The sequence below is a fragment of the Brucella sp. H1_1004 genome (assembly GCF_047308065.1).
GTDB classification, from domain to species: Bacteria; Pseudomonadota; Alphaproteobacteria; order Rhizobiales; family Rhizobiaceae; genus Brucella; species Brucella pseudogrignonensis_B.
On the sequence record NZ_JAYKZA010000004.1, the window covers coordinates 33,561 to 48,842 of the forward strand.

The following is a 15,282-nucleotide window of genomic DNA, read 5'->3' on the forward strand; positions in this document are numbered from 1 at the left end:
TCATGTCTCTCGCAATTGATGGTGAACCTGCATGAAACCAACTGAACAGGCAGTTTTCGCGGATATGAAAACTGCCGTCCGCGCGGCTTCAATCAATGAGAATGACTTTCCCTTGATGCCTGCTTTGTCTGCAGAGAGATGTGCACTTGCAGTCATCGTGGGCGTTGAAGGCCCTTCTTACCGTCGTTGCGGTGCCGCAATGATTATTGATGCATCGGGCAGGAGCTGGGGCAACCTCTCTTCGGGCTGTATTGATAAAAATGTGGTGTTGAATGCTAAGTCATCCATGGAAACCGGCAAGACTATGCAAGTGCGTTATGGACGCGGCTCGCCCTATTGGGATTTGCCTCTTCCGTGCGGCGGTACACTTGATGTTCAGATTTTCCCTTATCCTGATAAGGTGCTGCTGAGTACGCTCGCAGACAAGTTAAGAGCGCGAGAGCCTGCAATTCTGAGTTTGGCTGAGGATGGAATGCTGTCTCTCAACCCAACGGGAATGGGGCTGCATTTAACCATTTTGCCACAGATCCGGGTTCTGGTTTTTGGTACCGGAATGGAAGTCATTTGCTTTACTGAATTGGCAGTAGCAGCCGGTTGCAAGGTGGAACTGTTTTCGCCAGACCCAGACGTGTTGACTCGCTTTTCATGGGCTAATCCACTGGTTAAACCCTCTTGGCCTGAAGACGTTTTCGCCGATGAACGAACGGCGATTGTGACCTTTTTCCATGACCATAATCGCGAGCCGCCTATTCTGACAGAAGCCTTGAAGAGCCACGCTTTCTTCGTCGGTGCGCAAGGCAGCAGAAGAGCGCACACGTCACGCTGTCAAGAACTGGTCAGGAATGGTTGCCATGTCGCGGAAGTCGATAGGCTGAAATTTCCACTCGGACTTATTCCCTCCACGCGCGATCCATATACTCTTGGAGTGTCGGTGCTGGCGCATATTCTGCAGAGCGTGAAAGATTCTGCGGCTTCACAAATTTCTGTCGACGACATTCGATGAGTGGGGCTTCTAAAATTGCTGTCATCGTTTTGGCGGCCGGCCAGTCGCGCCGTTTTGGATCTGCGGATAAACTGCTTTCATTTTATAATGGAAAACCATTGGCCGCTCACGTGGCAGCATCTCTGCGGGGGCTGCCCTATGGTTTTGGTGTCGTTGTTGTGCGCAATCCGTCTGTGGCCAAACTGTTTCAACAAACGCGCTTGCAGTGTCTGTATCTCACGAAGGCTTCGTCACAAAGCGATACGTTGAAAGCAGGTTTAGCCTATGTTGAAAGACATGGCGCCAGTCATATTCTTTTATTGCTGGGCGATATGCCAAATGTATCACGAAAATATCTAAAAGACTTGATTTCCAGGGTGGGTTATCAACCGCGGATTTCTTTCAACGGCTCTTTCATTTCGCCGCCTGTCTTTATCCCGCGTGCACTTTTCGGAAAGTTGAAAGCTTTGCATGGGGATGCCGGTGCAGGAAAAATACTTCGCGCTCACCATAGCTGTAAACCTATCCCATTAAGTATAAGCGCATCGTTGGATATTGACGTACCGAATGATAAAAGGAATATGTAAAAATCAAGAAATTTCAGTGTTTATAATTTAATTAGACGCCGTTACCATAACTCCAGCTTAATATTATGTGATGATATCGGGGCGTGACCGAACCTCGTTCTTCGCTTTACCATCGGTATCGTTATCCCGCTGAAATTATCGCGGGATATTCATCACACATAAGACGGTTTACGAATGGGCTGAGAAGTTCGGGCGAGCCTATGCCAATACCATCCGTCGTCGTACGCCACGGCTTGGTGACAAATGGCATCTCGACGAATGTGTGATATCCATCAAAGGTGAGCATCACATTCTTTGGCGAGCCGTTGATGAGGATGGCTTTGTTCAGAAACGCCGCAATAGCAAGACAGCCAAGCGTTTCATGCGCAAGCTGCTCCCTGCTCAGGGCTGTGCATCACGGATTATGGTCACTGATAGACTAAGATCATAGAACGCTTCTAGGCGAGCAATAAGCCTTGGTGTTTGCGATCATCGCAAGCATAAAGGTTTGAACAATCATGCAGAGAATTCACATCAACCGATCCGACGACGCGAGCGTGGTATAAAGCGCTTTAAATTAGCGCGACATGTGCAACGGTTTACGTCGATACATGATCCCATTTACAATCTGCATGACAGGGGAGCCAAAGAATGCCTTATGTCTGTACTCTGTTTAACGTAATAGTGCACTGTTGAGTGTATCTTTTACTGTTGTGGCTTCTTCTTGCATGAGAGTCATGAACTTGGCAATCAACCGTGCATTCTTGCTTTTAAGTGGATGCCATAAGTGCATCGTATATGGGATTTCAACGCTGAAGCGCCGTAGCGCAACGCCCATTTCAAGATAGTCGCATGCTGTCAGAGGATTGACGATGGATACGCCCAGTCCGGCCATGACCATAGAACAAACACTGGCCGCAGTTGTGGTCTCAACAGAGTAGCGGCACATAATGTCGTTCTGCACAAAGATTTCATCGACTTTGCGACGGTACGGATCATCCTGCGAAAATGAAACGTAAGGAACGCAGTCAAAATCTTGCGGGGTTAATACGTTTTTCTGTGTCAGGGGATGATTGATTGGTAAAACACATACCAGCGATCCAACGTCAATTTTCTCGTGGCAAAAGCCTTGGTACTCGAACTGTCCTTCTGTGATGCCGAGGTCGAAAACAGTCGTCATCATTTCGTTTTGTAGCGAGATCTCTTCGTGAGAATGAAGAGACAGGTGAATGCTGGTCTTCGAATTTTGTAGTCTCTTTGCAACCCTTGGAATGATCGATTCCGCATAAGCAGGAATGGTTGCGATACGAAAATTTGCTGCATTATGCGTGCGTATAGCTGCGGCTGCACGACCGATTTCGTCCATTCCAATGAACGCCCGCCGCACCACATCATGCAGAAGAAATGCCTGATCTGTTGGTGTTAAGCGCTTGCCAAACCGAGTGAAAAGATCAAAGCCGATCCGCTCTTCCATTTCACGGAGTTCGCGACTGATGGTGGGTTGCGACGTGTTCAAGTGAGCAGCCGCAACAGTCATATTCTTATTGACCATAATGGCATTGAAAACTTCAATTTGCCTCTGGTTCAGTTTTCTCATCAGCTGCATCCTCTTCATATATCAGTTTTGAATAAAAAAGAGTTTTTAAGCATTTCACAAGCATAAAAAACTTTGGAACACTGTCCTCAAAACACCCCCGACAAGAATTGGGGAAAAATGGGTGACACAATGAAAACGTCTTCGTCGGTTAATCAACGGCAGCCTGATAGCACATGGTTTTCTTACAAAAACGGAGAGCTTCATGCCGAACAGGTTCGTCTTAGCGAAATTGCGCAGGATATTCCGACACCATTTTATTGCTATTCGACGGGTGCCATAAAATGGGCTTATCAAACGCTGGCGGAAGAGCTGAACAAGATTGATGTTTCGATCTGTTTTGCAGTTAAGGCAAATAGCAATATTGCTGTTTTGCGTTTGCTGGCTGAGTTGGGCTGCGGCATGGATATTGTGTCCGGTGGAGAGCTGGAGCGCGTGCTCGCAGCGGGTATCCCGGCCAAAAGTGTCATTTTTTCAGGCATCGGTAAAACGCGTCAGGAAATTAAGCGAGCGCTTAAGGTTGGCGTTCATCAGATTAACGTTGAGTCTGCAGCTGAATTGGACGAGATTGTTGATATCGCACGCTTTCTTAAAGTGCGTGCACCTGTCGCATTGCGGGTCAACCCGGACGTCGATGCAAAAACCCATGCCAAGATTACCACCGCAACGAAGAAGAGCAAATTTGGCATTCCAATTGCCGAAGTGCCGGGCGTTTATGCAGCGGCTTCAAAATGTGAGGAGTTGGAACTTAAGGGTCTAGCAGTACATGTCGGGTCCCAGATGCAGGACCTGTCGCCATTCAGACATACATTCTCAACGATGTCGGATTTGGTTCGCAATTTACGCTCACAAGGTCTTGAGGTTTCGCATCTTGATCTTGGTGGGGGCATTGGAATTTCAGTCGGCGAAAAGCCCGGTCCTGATGTCAAAGAATATGCCGCTATCATTGCTGAAACGGTTGGCAACCTTGGCTGTAAACTGACTGTAGAGCCCGGGCGTTGGCTTGTTGGTAGGGCAGGGCTTCTTGTAACCGAAGTTCTTTATCTGAAAAATGTCGACAGCGATGCTGTTGCTATCATCGACAGTGGCATGAACGATCTTATTCGTCCCGCACTCTATGACGCAACCCATCCGGTTATCCCGATTAATGAACCAGAGCAGAATACGAAGTCACAACATAGGATTGTTGGTCCCATTTGCGAAAGTTCAGATGACTTTGGTTACTATGATGGGCTTGGCAAACTGGCCGCCGGTGATCTGGTTGCCTTTGACTGTGCTGGTGCATACGGCGCAACCATGTCCTCCACCTACAATTCCAGAGATCTCATAGCGGAAGTACTCGTTGAGGATGGTCGTTACCGGCTCATTCGCAACCGGCTGGATATTCGGGAGCAGTTAAAGATTGAAGACAAAGGCGAATGGAAATCTGCCGTTGGCTTTTAGTCGAGCGCGGCGGAAAGCCTCGCCACTTTGAAGTTTGATGAGAAAAAATAAAAGAAAAAGGGGAATGTAATGTTACGAAAAATCAAGATCATTCTGTCGGCAAGTGTCGTCAGTTTCGCTCTTCTCGCACCTGCAATGGCATCCGACCATATGCTGCGTGTATCATATCCTGAAGACCCCAAGACGGCGGATGTTCAAAAAACGACGGACGCCTATACTTTGCCACTCAACGTATTTGATCGGCTGATTGAGGCAGAGACAACGGCACCCGGTAAGTCAGAACTCGTTCCCAGCCTTGCAGAGAGTTGGACGGTCTCTGATGATGGTAAAGTCTACACTTTCAAGCTGCGTCAGGGCGTGCTTTTCCATAATGGCGAAGAATTAAAGGCCGACGATGTCGTCTATACTTTTGACCGTATGCTGGATCCTGCCACCAAGGCGTTAAGCACTGATATTCTGGACTTTGTTGATGGTGCGACCGAGCGATTGAATGGCAGCGCCGACAAAGTGCGTGGCATTGAAGCCCTCGATGATTATACCGTCCGCATAACGTTAAAAGAGCCATATGCGGCGTTCACGGCGCTCATGGCCAGTCCGCAAGCATCGATCTATAATCGCAAATTTACCGAGCCACTTGGTGATCAGTTTGGCCTTTCACCGGAAACCACCAATGGCACAGGCCCATTTGTGTTGCGCGAGTATAATCTCAACGACAACCAAATGCTTGAGGCGAATGAATCCTACTTCAAAGGCAGACCAAAGCTTGATCGCGTTCTCGTCCGCGTTGTGGCAGATTCAGAGACCCTGCGTCTTTTGTTTGAAGCTGACGAACTGGACGTATTCGACCTCGATTACGCAATGAGCCAGACGCCATATTTCTACGGTAGTGACAAATGGAAAGAGCACATTAAGAGCGGGCCGCGCGTTGGTATGTATTATTATCATATCAATCAGGCCAACAAACCGTTTGATGATCCCAAAGTGCGTAAGGCTTTCCAGATGGGGATCAACCGTCAGGAAATTCTTGATAAGAATTTCTATGGCAAGGGTAAACTCGAAAACGGTGTCATGCCACGTGGCTTGATCTGCTATACGGATGCCACACCTATCGAATATAATCCGGAAAAGGCTAAGCAGCTTCTCGCTGAAGCTGGTTATCCGGATGGCGTCGATATTAATCTCGCGCAGGTGAGCAGCTGGTCGTCCAAATGGTCTGATATGAACCAGATCATTCAGGCACAACTCAAGAAATCTGGTTTTAATAGCCAGATTAAAACGATGGATGAATCTGCTTATTTCGATTTGCGAAAAGCAGGAAAGATCGACAATTACACGCAAACCTGGTCGGCAGATTTCAACGATCCCGATAATTTCTTTTACACGTTTTTCAGCAAAAGCGGGACGGGCGTTCGTGGTTTCAACAATAACGACCCTAAAGTCTTTGACGATGTCGAGAAAGCGCGCGTTATCACCGATCCGGCAGAACGGTGTGCAGTTTATCAGAAGCTGACTGAGCAAATTGTTCAGGACGATGCGGCTTGGGTTCCGTTGTTTAGCCTCGACCATAATTATGTGGTCCAGCCAAGGGTCAAGAATTTTACGATCCCTTGGAATGGCTGGAGTGACATGAGCTATTATAAGACCGAAGTCGAATAAGGCTCTTAGAGCACGTTGCTGCGGCAAGGCTGACTGCAACGTGCTCTGTTCGTTTATCACATGCCGTTTTGGAAGGTACTTGGCTCGCGGAAGAACGCGGACCAGCAACTGCCTTTGGTTAATTACGCCGCAAATGCTGTTGGCGCATTGTAAAGGAACTCCTTGCGATGCTGAATTTCGTTATAAAGCGCATCGCGATTTCGATCCCTGTGTTGATCGGAATTACCGCGTTGTTGTTTATCATGCTGAATGTCATACCCGGTGATCCTGTCGCCCTTCTGATGAAGGAACATGCAAGCCCGGACGTGATCGCACGCGTGCGTGCGCAGATGCATCTCGATGATCCACTGATAACGCGCTATTTTCGTTTCCTTTTCGCCGCAGTGCAGGGCGATCTTGGTACGTCGATTAAGCTCAATCGCAGTGTCACGACGCTTATTATGAATGCTTTCCCAAACACATTGCTGCTTGCTGCATGTGCTGCGGTGGTGTCGTGGATGATAGGTATTCCTGCAGGAATTATCTCTGCTGTGCGCCGGGATACAATGGTTGACCATTTTTTCATGGGCTTCTCGTTGCTCGGTGTTTCAATGCCAATTTTCTGGTCGGCTTTGCTGATGCAATATGTTTTTGCGGTTCAGCTCAAATGGCTGCCGGTGTCGGGTTTTTATGGCTATCAATATGTCATCATGCCGGCACTTGTTTTGGGGTGGAGTTCGGCAGGCGTTATTGCGCGCTTAACCCGCTCAAGTTTGCTTGAAGTCATGCGCCACGATTACATTCGCACAGCGCGTGCGAAAGGCCTGCATGAGACCTTTGTTATAACCCGGCATGCGTTGAAAAACTCGCTCATACCAGTTGTAACCATCATGGCTATTCAGGTGGCGAGCCTCTTGTCTGGTGCAGTTATTACTGAAGCAATTTTCGGCATTCCCGGAGTTGGGCGCATTTCAGTCAATGCAATTCAAGCGCGTGACATGCCGCTGCTGCAAGGGTCGGTATTATTTGCAACTGTCCTCGTCATTCTGGGCAATTTGCTCGCGGATATACTCTATTCCGTCCTCGACCCTCGCATCCGTAATCAAATGAAGGGTGGCTCGAAATGACGCAAATGGCACACGTTGTTCAGAATATTGATGAGCAGATTCACGATGCGCAAAGCGACAGCTTTCTCAGTGATACGATCCGCAGTTTCAAAAAAAATAAGAAAGCAATGATAGGCCTTTTCGTCATTGCGGCCCTTGTTTTTATAGCAATTTTTATCCCATGGCTCAGCCCGCATGATCCTTATCGTGTAGAGTTGGACGAACAATTGTTACCACCATCTTTAACCTACTGGCTGGGTACAGATAATTTCGGCCGCGATTTGTTGACGCGAATTCTTTACGGCGCACGCATTTCGTTGCTGGTTGGTATTATTCCAAGCATGATCGCGTTGATCCTCGGCACGATCATGGGGGTAATCAGTGGCTTCTTTGGTGGGCGCGTCGATTTCGTCATCATGCGCTTAGCCGATATGATGATTTCCTTTCCATCGCTTCTGCTTGCAATGGTGGTGATGTACACTTTAGGGGCAAACCTTTTTAATATCTTCATCGCTTTGAGCCTGGTTGGTTGGGCAGGCGTTGCCCGCGTCGTGCGTTCACAAACTTTGGCAGTGCGCGAAAAGGAATTTATTGAGGCGGCTCGTGCGAATGGAACATCTAAGTCGGTCATCATGTTCCGACATATATTCCCCAATGTCGTGCCGACCTTAATCGTGCTTTTTTCACTCAGCATTCCCGAAGCCATTATGTGGGAGTCGAGCCTTAGTTTTCTTGGTGTTGGTGTTCAGCCGCCAGAGGCAAGCTGGGGGCTGCTGGTAGCAAAAGGCAAGGAGTATCTTTTTGCCGCGCCCTTGGTTGCCATCATGCCCGGCGTTGCCATTCTCATAACCGTTCTCGCGTTCAACTTCATCGGTGATGGCCTGCGTGATGCGCTTGATCCTTACATGAAAGATTGAGGCTCAAGTCATGTCGAACAGTGATATTCTTCTCAAAGTGCGGAATCTCTGCACCGACTTTAAAAAGCAAAATGGCTCAGTACGCATTCTTGACCATGTTTCCTTTGATGTCGGCCGGGGAAAAATAGTCGGGCTTGTCGGAGAGTCCGGCTCCGGCAAAAGCATGACCTCGCTTTCCTTGATGGGGTTGGTGCCAACGCCTCCCGGTAAGGTGACAGCAGACAGCATCACGTTGGATGGCTCGGATTTGAGTAAACTTAAGCCGGATGAGATGCGCCGCAAGCGCGGCCGCGAAATTGCGATGGTCTTTCAGGAGCCGATGACGGCGCTAAATCCTGTGAAGACAATGCTTCAACAGGTCGGCGAGCCACTCGAAATTCAAGGACAGTTGAGCAAACGTGAAATCCGCAAAAAAGTTTTGCAGATGTTTGAAATGGTTGGAATTCCAGAGCCAGAAGCGCGTTTGAGTGCCTATCCACACGAGCTATCCGGCGGGCTTCGTCAGCGCGCAGCTATCGCCATGGGGCTGATCTGTGAACCAAAATTGTTGATCGCAGATGAACCCACAACAGCGTTGGATGTCACCACGCAGGCACAAATTCTTCGATTGATGCTTGAACTGCGCGACCGGGCATCAACGGCAATTCTGCTGATCACCCATGATCTGGGCATTATTGCTGAGATGTGTGACGAGGTGAATGTGATGTATGCGGGCCAAATTGTCGAGCAGGCAAATGTGTTTGACCTTTTTGACAGACCTTCCCACCCATACACACGTGGTCTTTTGGCTTCGATACCCAAGGCGACGGAACGACCAACAGGCAATCGTCTCAATAGTATCAAAGGTATGGTGCCCAATCTGGCTCACTTGCCAAAAGGCTGCCGCTTTAGCCCGCGCTGTGCTGACGCAATGCCAATTTGTCACGTGCAATCCCCCGATATCTTCGACATCGGAAACGGACATAAAGCCCGTTGCTGGCTTCATGAGAGAAAAGGAGTGGCAGCATGAGCGAGGCGTTAATTTCCACCAAAGACGTCAGCAAATACTATCATATCAAGAGCGGATTTTTTACATCGAAGGAAAAGGTTGTCCGCGCGGTCGATGGTATTACGCTTGATATATACGAGCGTGAAACCTTTGCGCTTGTTGGAGAGTCCGGTTGCGGAAAGACGACTCTTGGACGAGTTATTCTGCGGCTTTTGGAAAAAAGCAGTGGCGGTATTCGTTATCGCGGGCAGGACCTGCACGACTTGGACGACGATGCAATGCGATCCTTACGCAAGAAGCTCCAAATCGTCTTTCAAGACCCTTATGCGTCGCTCAATCCCCGTATGCGTATAAAGCATATCCTTGCGGAGCCTTTGCGTGCACACAAGTATGGCTCGTCTGAACAGATCGAAGCAAGATGTCGGGAATTGCTGGAAATGGTTGGCCTTCGCGCCGATCTTCTGAACCATTATCCGCATCAGTTCAGTGGCGGCCAACGCCAGCGCATTGGCATCGCACGCGCACTGGCTAATAACCCTGAATTTATCGTGTGTGACGAAGCCGTGTCGGCACTTGATGTTTCAATTCAAGCACAAGTCCTTAATCTCCTGAGTGATCTACAGGAGAAAATGAAACTCACCTATTTGTTCATTACCCATGATTTGAGCGTCGTGCGGCAATTTGCGGATCGCGTAGGGGTGATGTTTTTAGGCCGTCTTGTGGAAGTTGGTACAACCGAAGAGCTTTTTACAAATCCGCGTCATCCCTACACCATGTTTTTGATTTCAGCTGTTCCGCGTCCAGATCCACATCAGCGAAAACGTGAAAGGCTGATTTTGAAGGGGGACATACCAAGCCCGATGAACTTACCTTCGGGTTGTCGGTTCCATACACGCTGCCCCTATGTACAAGATGTTTGCCGTGTAGAAGACCCCGTTTTGGAAATGCACCAAGCGAGAAGCGTGGCGTGCCACTTTCCGTTGAACGAGAGTCCTATGCTATCCATGTAAGAGTGCCCTCTATAACATGGTGGCACATCGACGATGATGACTTATGGCTGAAGAGTAGAAAAATGGACCTGTTGATCAAAAAAGTGGATGATAATCTCTGGCATGCACAGTTCGGCGATAAGATTTGGCGCTGTGCCGTTGGTAGAGGTGGTATTCAACAACATAAGGAAGAAGGGGACGGTGTAAGCCCCATTGGACGTTGGCCTCTCCGCCGTTTATTCTACCGAGCTGATCGCATTTCAAAGCCGGAAACAGTCATTGATTGTCGTGAAATGACCGCTCTTGATGGATGGTGTGACGATCCTGCAAGCCCTGCTTATAATAAGCATGTGACTTTGCCTTTTGCAGCACGGCATGAAGTTTTCTGGATGGAAGACGATATTTACGACTGCGTTGTTGTACTTGGGCACAATGACAGCCCAATTGTTCCCGGTGCGGGTAGCGCAATATTTCTACATATCGCAAGGCCAGAATATACACCGACGGCAGGTTGCGCAGCGTTAAGCAAAGAGGATCTATTAGAATTTCTGAAACTGGCGCAAAAGGACACACATCTGCAATTTCTTGATAGATAACTCAGCTATTCAAATCAGCATTGTTTGATTGTCGATGGTTTGGGCACCGTTACTTTAACGCCGGCGTTATATTACGTGACGATATCGGGGCGTGACAGAACCTCGTTCTTCGCTTTATAACCGCCATCGTTATCACGCTGAGATTTTTGCAGAAGCCGTATGGTTGTATTTCCGCAAGGTTTGAACAATCGTGCAGAGAATTCGCATCGACCGATCCGGCGACGAGAGCGTGGTATAAAGCGCTTTAAATCAGCGAAACATGTGCAACGCTTTACGTCGATACATGATCCGATCTACAACCTAAATTATTTCCCCCCGAAATCAATTCAATGTCGCTGACTATCGTGAGTTACGGCAAGCCGCCACAAACATGTGGCGCGAAATCGCTCGCTTGAAATAAGCATAACAGATGTGTCAAAGAATACGTTACGTCTGCACTCTCATTAAAGTAACAGTGCCGTCGAAGCTTCATCGCCTTATTCGCTTTAAAAGATAGTGTTCAATGGTCTGAAAGGCGTCGAAGATGAGAATTGCTAGAACTGCTACTACTATGCCGCCTTGCAGCACAAAGGCTATATTGTTTGAAATCAGACCTGCGATAATCACTTCGCCAAGCGTCTTTGCAGCAACTGTCGAGCCAATCGTTGCTGTGGCAAGCCCGATGACCGCGGATAGCCTGACGCCTGCAAGAATAACCGGGCTTGCCAGTGGGATTTCGATTTTCACAAGACGTTGGCTGTTTGTCATGCCCATGCCGCGGGCTGCTTCCACAACGGGCGTGGGAAGGGCCGTCAGACCGGTTAGTGTGTTTTCGAATATCGGAAGCATTCCGTAAAGAAACAGTGCGATCAGCGTCGGCTTGTCCCCAAAGCCAAAAACCGGAACTGCGAGTGCCAGCACCGCAACGGGCGGAAATGTTTGCCCGATATTGACCAGGCTTCGCGACAGCGGCAAAAACTCCGCTCCCCATGAGCGGGTGACGGCGATTGCCATTGCAATGGCAATCAAAGCAGATGCAAGCGTTGCAGCAGCAACAAGCCCGAGATGCTGAAGTGTCAGTGTCATCAGGTTCGCACGATCATAAATGACGGGCGTTCCTTCACTCACAAGCGGTCGCAACAGCGGCTCAAACAGATGCGGTTGCAAGAGGAACAGCAGCAACACCAGCAAAAGCAATAAACGAGGCGTGAGTGACAAAGCCAGCTTCATGCGGGGCGCTCGGCTTGATGCAGAAGCTTTTCCAGTGTTACGCGGCCCAATAGCCTGCCATCATGGTCTTGAACCGGCAGTGCGGTTCTGCCAGACCACAAAAGCTCTGCAAGTGCGTCGCGCTGCGATGCGCTGACGACAATGGGCGCGCCCGAAGCTTCACCCGATTGAAGTATAGTTTTGAGGTCCGCCAAGGACAGTAGCCGGAAAGGCCGCTCGCCAGTGCCGACAAGCTTTTCGATGAATTCCGTTGCAGGATGTGCGAGTATTTCCGCAGGAGTGCCATATTGCAGCAGCTTTCCATCATCCATCACTGCGATATGATCTCCAAGCTGAATGGCTTCTTCCATATCATGGGTCACCAGCAGAATAGTCGTCCCGAGCCGTTTTTGAATGGCCTTGAGATCTTCCTGCGCTTTGGCCCTGATTACTGGGTCCAGTGCGCCAAAAGGTTCGTCCATCAGCAGAATATTTGGTCCGGCGGCAAGGGCGCGGGCGACGCCGACACGCTGCGCTTGACCGCCAGATAGCTCGTGCGGATAGCGATCGCGATAGTCTTTGGGTTCAAGCTGAAACAGATCGAGTAATTCATCGATACGGGTATTGATACGGCCTTTCGGCCAGCCAAGCAGTGCGGGAACCGTACCGATATTGCTCGCAACGGATCGATGCGGAAAAAGTCCATGCTGCTGAATGACATAACCGATACGTCTGCGCAATTCATAGCCTGGTTCATCGAGGTTGCTTTTGCCGTCAATGCGGATTTCGCCTGCATCGGGTTCTACAAGCCGGTTGACCATGCGCAGCAACGTCGTTTTCCCGGACCCCGATGTCCCCACGATCACGGCAATGCTGCGTGATTTGATCGTGAAGCTCACATTATCAACCGCCGGACGGCCATTGTAGTGCTTGGTTATTTGGTCGAATTCGATCATGCGGTCTGCCCTCTGGCTATCTGAATAATGGCGTCAAGAATGACGCCCGCGGCAAAAGCCAGCAGAACTGTCGGGAGCGCGCCCAGCAGCACCAGATCCATCGCAGTCTGCCCGATGCCCTGAAAAACAAACACACCAAATCCACCGCCGCCAATCAGCGCCGCAATGGTCGTCAGCCCAATATTCTGCACCATCACGATACGAATGCCTGTCAGGATAACCGGGAATGCCAGCGGCAGTTCCGTTTTGAACAAACGTTGCAGCCGTGTCATGCCCATGCCGCGTGCAGCGTCGGTTACAGCCTCAGGCACATTGGTAAGACCGGAGACTGTGTTGGCGACAATGGGCAGGAGAGAATAAAGGAACAGCGCCACGAAGGCTGGTGCTGCTCCAATGCCGCGAATGCCAAGCTGTGCCGCCCACGGAAACTGAACTGCGATCCAGCCCATGGGTGCGATCAACAGGCCAAAAAGTGCCATGGAGGGGATCGTCTGAACAATGTTGAGGCTATTGAGAACAAAAGCGCGCGCACGCGGCAGACGATAGCAGATCAGGCCAATAGGTATGCCAATAAGGGTTGCGGCAATGAGCGATCCTATTGCCAGCGCGACATGACGTTGCGCCTCGTTCCAGAAGCTATCTGCGCGGCTTTGATATTCCTTTATGAAAGAAATATTGTCCCAGAGACCGGAACCCAACAACATTGCAAAAAGAAGCGTTGCTATAAGCAGCAATCCTATGCGCAACAACGGGCGCACGTTAAGACGCACGAGACTGTCGGCAACATAAAGGGCGCTAGCGAAAAACAGCAGCCAGAAGCCCGACGCTGGCGACACGCGTGCATAATTGTTGCCATCGGTTGATAGATAAGAAGCGGACATGCCGATCATCACGAGCAGAACTGCAAGCAAAACACTACTCGCTACAAGCCTAAGTGCTGGCCGACGGACAAAAGTTGCAACGATCATACTAAGTATGATCGTTGCAACAAGCAATGCGGAAACCATAGTCGGTAAAGCATCGAGCAGATATCGCCCGTCGCCCTGCACAATGCGATTAGCTCGAAAAAGAGCAAAAGGCAACGCTAAGCTGGCCCCGCTCAAAAGAGCGAAGGCCATCCCAAGCCTGTCAAAGACATGCAATCTACCGTAGTAGGCAGACCGATCATCCGTGATGGTGTCTGACAAAATTACGCGGTCCTGTCAGCGTGAAGCCTCATTGAATGAAGCCATTTTTCTTGAGAAAATCCTCCGCGACAGCTTTTGCAGGTTCGCCACCAAGCTGCACGCGACCATTCAAATCCTGAAGCGTGATAAGATCGAGCTTTTCAAAGACCGGCTTTAAAAGCTCTTCAATTTTCGGATTTTTTTTCAATACCTCTTCGCGAATGATGGGCGCTGGCTGATAGACCGGCTGCACATGCTTGTCGTCTTCAAGCACGACGAGGCCCGAAGGTGCGATCCCGCCATCGGTGCCGTAAACCATCGCCGCATTGGCACCGCTTGTTTGATTAGCTGCGGCTGCAATCGTTGCTGCCGTGTCGCCCCCCGAAAGCGTAATCAACTGATTTGGCTTGAGAGTAAAAGCATAGGCCGTCTGAAAGGCAGGCAATGCTGCCGCTGAGTTTACAAATTCGGACGATGCCGCGAGCACAACCTTGCCGCCATCAGCAGCATATTTCCCGAAATCGCTAAGGCTTGCGAGTTTTCCTGCGTCCGCTACATCTTTGCGAATGGCAATTCCCCATGTGTTGTTGGCAGGCGAAGGAGCAAGCCAGACAATTTTATTGGTATCGTAATCCAGCTTCTTTGCCGTCTCAAAGGCATTGACAGGGTCTTTCCAGAGGGGATCATCCGCCTTGTTGAAGAAGAAAGCAGCATTGCCGGTATATTCCGGATAAATGTCGATTTCGCCTGCCGTGATAGCCTGACGCACAACGGGCGTCGCTCCAAGCTGGATACGATCTGTGGTTTCGATGCCGTTGGCGTTGAGCATCAAGAGAATGATGTTGCCGAGAACGCCGCCTTCAGTATCGATTTTAGACGAAACCACGACCTGTGCTTGAGCCATACCCGCGAACATCGCTGTCGCACTGGCGAAAATGGAGAATGCGAGGGCAGCCCCCTTCAAGGATTTGTGATAAGACATGTCTCTCTTCTCCCACTGCGCTGATTTTCTTCTGCTCAAGTAAGGTATGGCGCGCACGAGAAAAGAAAAGTTGGCATCATAATCTCTCCTGACAACCAACTGGCAGGAGAGGATGTGTCGGGCAGAAGATCAGGAAATAAAATTGCCCTGTTGGGCCGGGCGTTCTGTTTGATT

General features: G+C 49.7%; 14 protein-coding genes and 2 pseudogenes. 11 read left to right on the plus strand and 5 right to left on the minus strand.

Annotation, left to right across the window (positions count from 1 at the left end; all coding sequences use genetic code 11):
- Window positions 1-115: 115 nt before the first annotated feature.
- The 3 genes and pseudogenes from U2P60_RS19010 to U2P60_RS19020 all read left to right on the plus strand — a co-directional run.
- Entirely contained in the window at window positions 116-1,003 is an 888-nt protein-coding gene (locus U2P60_RS19010; protein ID WP_413574342.1) for an XdhC family protein, read from the plus strand.
- A complete protein-coding gene (locus tag U2P60_RS19015) occupies window positions 1,000-1,569 on the plus strand; it encodes a nucleotidyltransferase family protein (protein WP_413573912.1) in 570 nt (189 codons plus the stop codon). Before U2P60_RS19010 ends, U2P60_RS19015 begins: the two co-directional genes overlap by 4 nt.
- 139 nt (window positions 1,570-1,708) lie before the next feature.
- Window positions 1,709-2,230: pseudogene (locus U2P60_RS19020) on the plus strand (IS6 family transposase); the annotation flags it as partial.
- Here U2P60_RS19020 and U2P60_RS19025 read toward each other — a convergent pair.
- Window positions 2,222-3,145 (minus strand): LysR family transcriptional regulator, encoded by a 924-nt coding sequence (locus tag U2P60_RS19025; protein ID WP_313830312.1) that lies wholly within the window; start codon window positions 3,143-3,145, stop codon window positions 2,222-2,224. The pseudogene U2P60_RS19020 and the gene U2P60_RS19025 overlap by 9 nt on opposite strands.
- Before the next feature lie 129 nt (window positions 3,146-3,274).
- On the opposite strand from U2P60_RS19025, the gene lysA reads away from it, so the two are divergent.
- The 8 genes and pseudogenes from lysA to U2P60_RS19065 all read left to right on the plus strand — a co-directional run.
- The gene (gene lysA / locus U2P60_RS19030; RefSeq protein ID WP_413573913.1) at window positions 3,275-4,585 is read left to right on the plus strand and encodes a diaminopimelate decarboxylase; all 1,311 of its coding nucleotides are present in this window, start codon (window positions 3,275-3,277) and stop codon (window positions 4,583-4,585) included.
- A gap of 69 nt (window positions 4,586-4,654) precedes the next feature.
- The gene (locus tag U2P60_RS19035) at window positions 4,655-6,241 is read left to right on the plus strand and encodes an ABC transporter substrate-binding protein (protein WP_413573914.1); all 1,587 of its coding nucleotides are present in this window, start codon (window positions 4,655-4,657) and stop codon (window positions 6,239-6,241) included.
- A 167-nt stretch (window positions 6,242-6,408) separates the two neighbouring features.
- Window positions 6,409-7,347, plus strand: a complete 939-nt coding sequence (locus U2P60_RS19040; protein ID WP_310015569.1) for an ABC transporter permease — start codon at window positions 6,409-6,411, stop codon at window positions 7,345-7,347.
- Window positions 7,344-8,243, plus strand: coding sequence for an ABC transporter permease (locus tag U2P60_RS19045; protein WP_313830307.1), 900 nt, complete (start codon window positions 7,344-7,346; stop codon window positions 8,241-8,243). The genes U2P60_RS19040 and U2P60_RS19045 overlap by 4 nt, the downstream gene beginning before the upstream one ends.
- Window positions 8,244-8,253: 10 nt before the next feature.
- Complete coding sequence (locus U2P60_RS19050; RefSeq protein WP_413573915.1) at window positions 8,254-9,252, plus strand: ABC transporter ATP-binding protein; 999 nt, start codon at window positions 8,254-8,256, stop codon at window positions 9,250-9,252.
- On the plus strand, window positions 9,249-10,241 hold the full coding sequence (locus U2P60_RS19055) for an ABC transporter ATP-binding protein (RefSeq protein ID WP_413573916.1): 993 nt from the start codon (window positions 9,249-9,251) through the stop codon (window positions 10,239-10,241). The genes U2P60_RS19050 and U2P60_RS19055 overlap by 4 nt, the downstream gene beginning before the upstream one ends.
- A gap of 62 nt (window positions 10,242-10,303) precedes the next feature.
- A complete protein-coding gene (locus U2P60_RS19060) occupies window positions 10,304-10,816 on the plus strand; it encodes a L,D-transpeptidase family protein (protein ID WP_313830303.1) in 513 nt (170 codons plus the stop codon).
- Window positions 10,817-10,996: 180 nt separating this feature from the next.
- Window positions 10,997-11,116 (plus strand): annotated as a pseudogene (locus tag U2P60_RS19065) (IS6 family transposase); the annotation flags it as partial.
- A gap of 168 nt (window positions 11,117-11,284) precedes the next feature.
- Here the strand turns inward: U2P60_RS19065 and U2P60_RS19070 are convergent.
- The 4 genes from U2P60_RS19070 to U2P60_RS19085 form a co-directional block, all read right to left on the minus strand.
- The gene (locus tag U2P60_RS19070) at window positions 11,285-12,025 is read right to left on the minus strand and encodes an ABC transporter permease (protein WP_313830301.1); all 741 of its coding nucleotides are present in this window, start codon (window positions 12,023-12,025) and stop codon (window positions 11,285-11,287) included.
- Window positions 12,022-12,960, minus strand: a complete 939-nt coding sequence (locus U2P60_RS19075; RefSeq protein ID WP_413573919.1) for an ABC transporter ATP-binding protein — start codon at window positions 12,958-12,960, stop codon at window positions 12,022-12,024. Before U2P60_RS19075 ends, U2P60_RS19070 begins: the two co-directional genes overlap by 4 nt.
- Entirely contained in the window at window positions 12,957-13,967 is a 1,011-nt protein-coding gene (locus U2P60_RS19080) for an ABC transporter permease (RefSeq protein ID WP_413574343.1), read from the minus strand. Before U2P60_RS19080 ends, U2P60_RS19075 begins: the two co-directional genes overlap by 4 nt.
- A 208-nt stretch (window positions 13,968-14,175) precedes the next feature.
- Window positions 14,176-15,108, minus strand: coding sequence for an ABC transporter substrate-binding protein (locus tag U2P60_RS19085; RefSeq protein ID WP_413573920.1), 933 nt, complete (start codon window positions 15,106-15,108; stop codon window positions 14,176-14,178).
- Window positions 15,109-15,282 lie beyond the last annotated feature (174 nt).

What these genes read in the sequence shown, in the direction of transcription:
- U2P60_RS19015 (WP_413573912.1), top strand. Translation starts at nt 1,000, where the DNA reads ATGAGTGGGGCTTCTAAAATTGCTGTCATCGTTTTGGCGGCCGGCCAG.
- U2P60_RS19055 (WP_413573916.1), top strand. Translation starts at nt 9,249, where the DNA reads ATGAGCGAGGCGTTAATTTCCACCAAAGACGTCAGCAAATACTATCAT.
- lysA (WP_413573913.1), top strand. Translation starts at nt 3,275, where the DNA reads ATGAAAACGTCTTCGTCGGTTAATCAACGGCAGCCTGATAGCACATGG.
- U2P60_RS19035 (WP_413573914.1), top strand. Translation starts at nt 4,655, where the DNA reads ATGTTACGAAAAATCAAGATCATTCTGTCGGCAAGTGTCGTCAGTTTC.
- U2P60_RS19025 (WP_313830312.1), bottom strand. Translation starts at nt 3,145, where the DNA reads ATGAGAAAACTGAACCAGAGGCAAATTGAAGTTTTCAATGCCATTATG.
- U2P60_RS19050 (WP_413573915.1), top strand. Translation starts at nt 8,254, where the DNA reads ATGTCGAACAGTGATATTCTTCTCAAAGTGCGGAATCTCTGCACCGAC.
- U2P60_RS19045 (WP_313830307.1), top strand. Translation starts at nt 7,344, where the DNA reads ATGACGCAAATGGCACACGTTGTTCAGAATATTGATGAGCAGATTCAC.
- U2P60_RS19070 (WP_313830301.1), bottom strand. Translation starts at nt 12,025, where the DNA reads ATGAAGCTGGCTTTGTCACTCACGCCTCGTTTATTGCTTTTGCTGGTG.
- U2P60_RS19060 (WP_313830303.1), top strand. Translation starts at nt 10,304, where the DNA reads ATGGACCTGTTGATCAAAAAAGTGGATGATAATCTCTGGCATGCACAG.
- U2P60_RS19040 (WP_310015569.1), top strand. Translation starts at nt 6,409, where the DNA reads ATGCTGAATTTCGTTATAAAGCGCATCGCGATTTCGATCCCTGTGTTG.
- U2P60_RS19010 (WP_413574342.1), top strand. Translation starts at nt 116, where the DNA reads ATGCCTGCTTTGTCTGCAGAGAGATGTGCACTTGCAGTCATCGTGGGC.
- U2P60_RS19080 (WP_413574343.1), bottom strand. Translation starts at nt 13,967, where the DNA reads ATGGTTTCCGCATTGCTTGTTGCAACGATCATACTTAGTATGATCGTT.
- U2P60_RS19075 (WP_413573919.1), bottom strand. Translation starts at nt 12,960, where the DNA reads ATGATCGAATTCGACCAAATAACCAAGCACTACAATGGCCGTCCGGCG.
- U2P60_RS19085 (WP_413573920.1), bottom strand. Translation starts at nt 15,108, where the DNA reads ATGTCTTATCACAAATCCTTGAAGGGGGCTGCCCTCGCATTCTCCATT.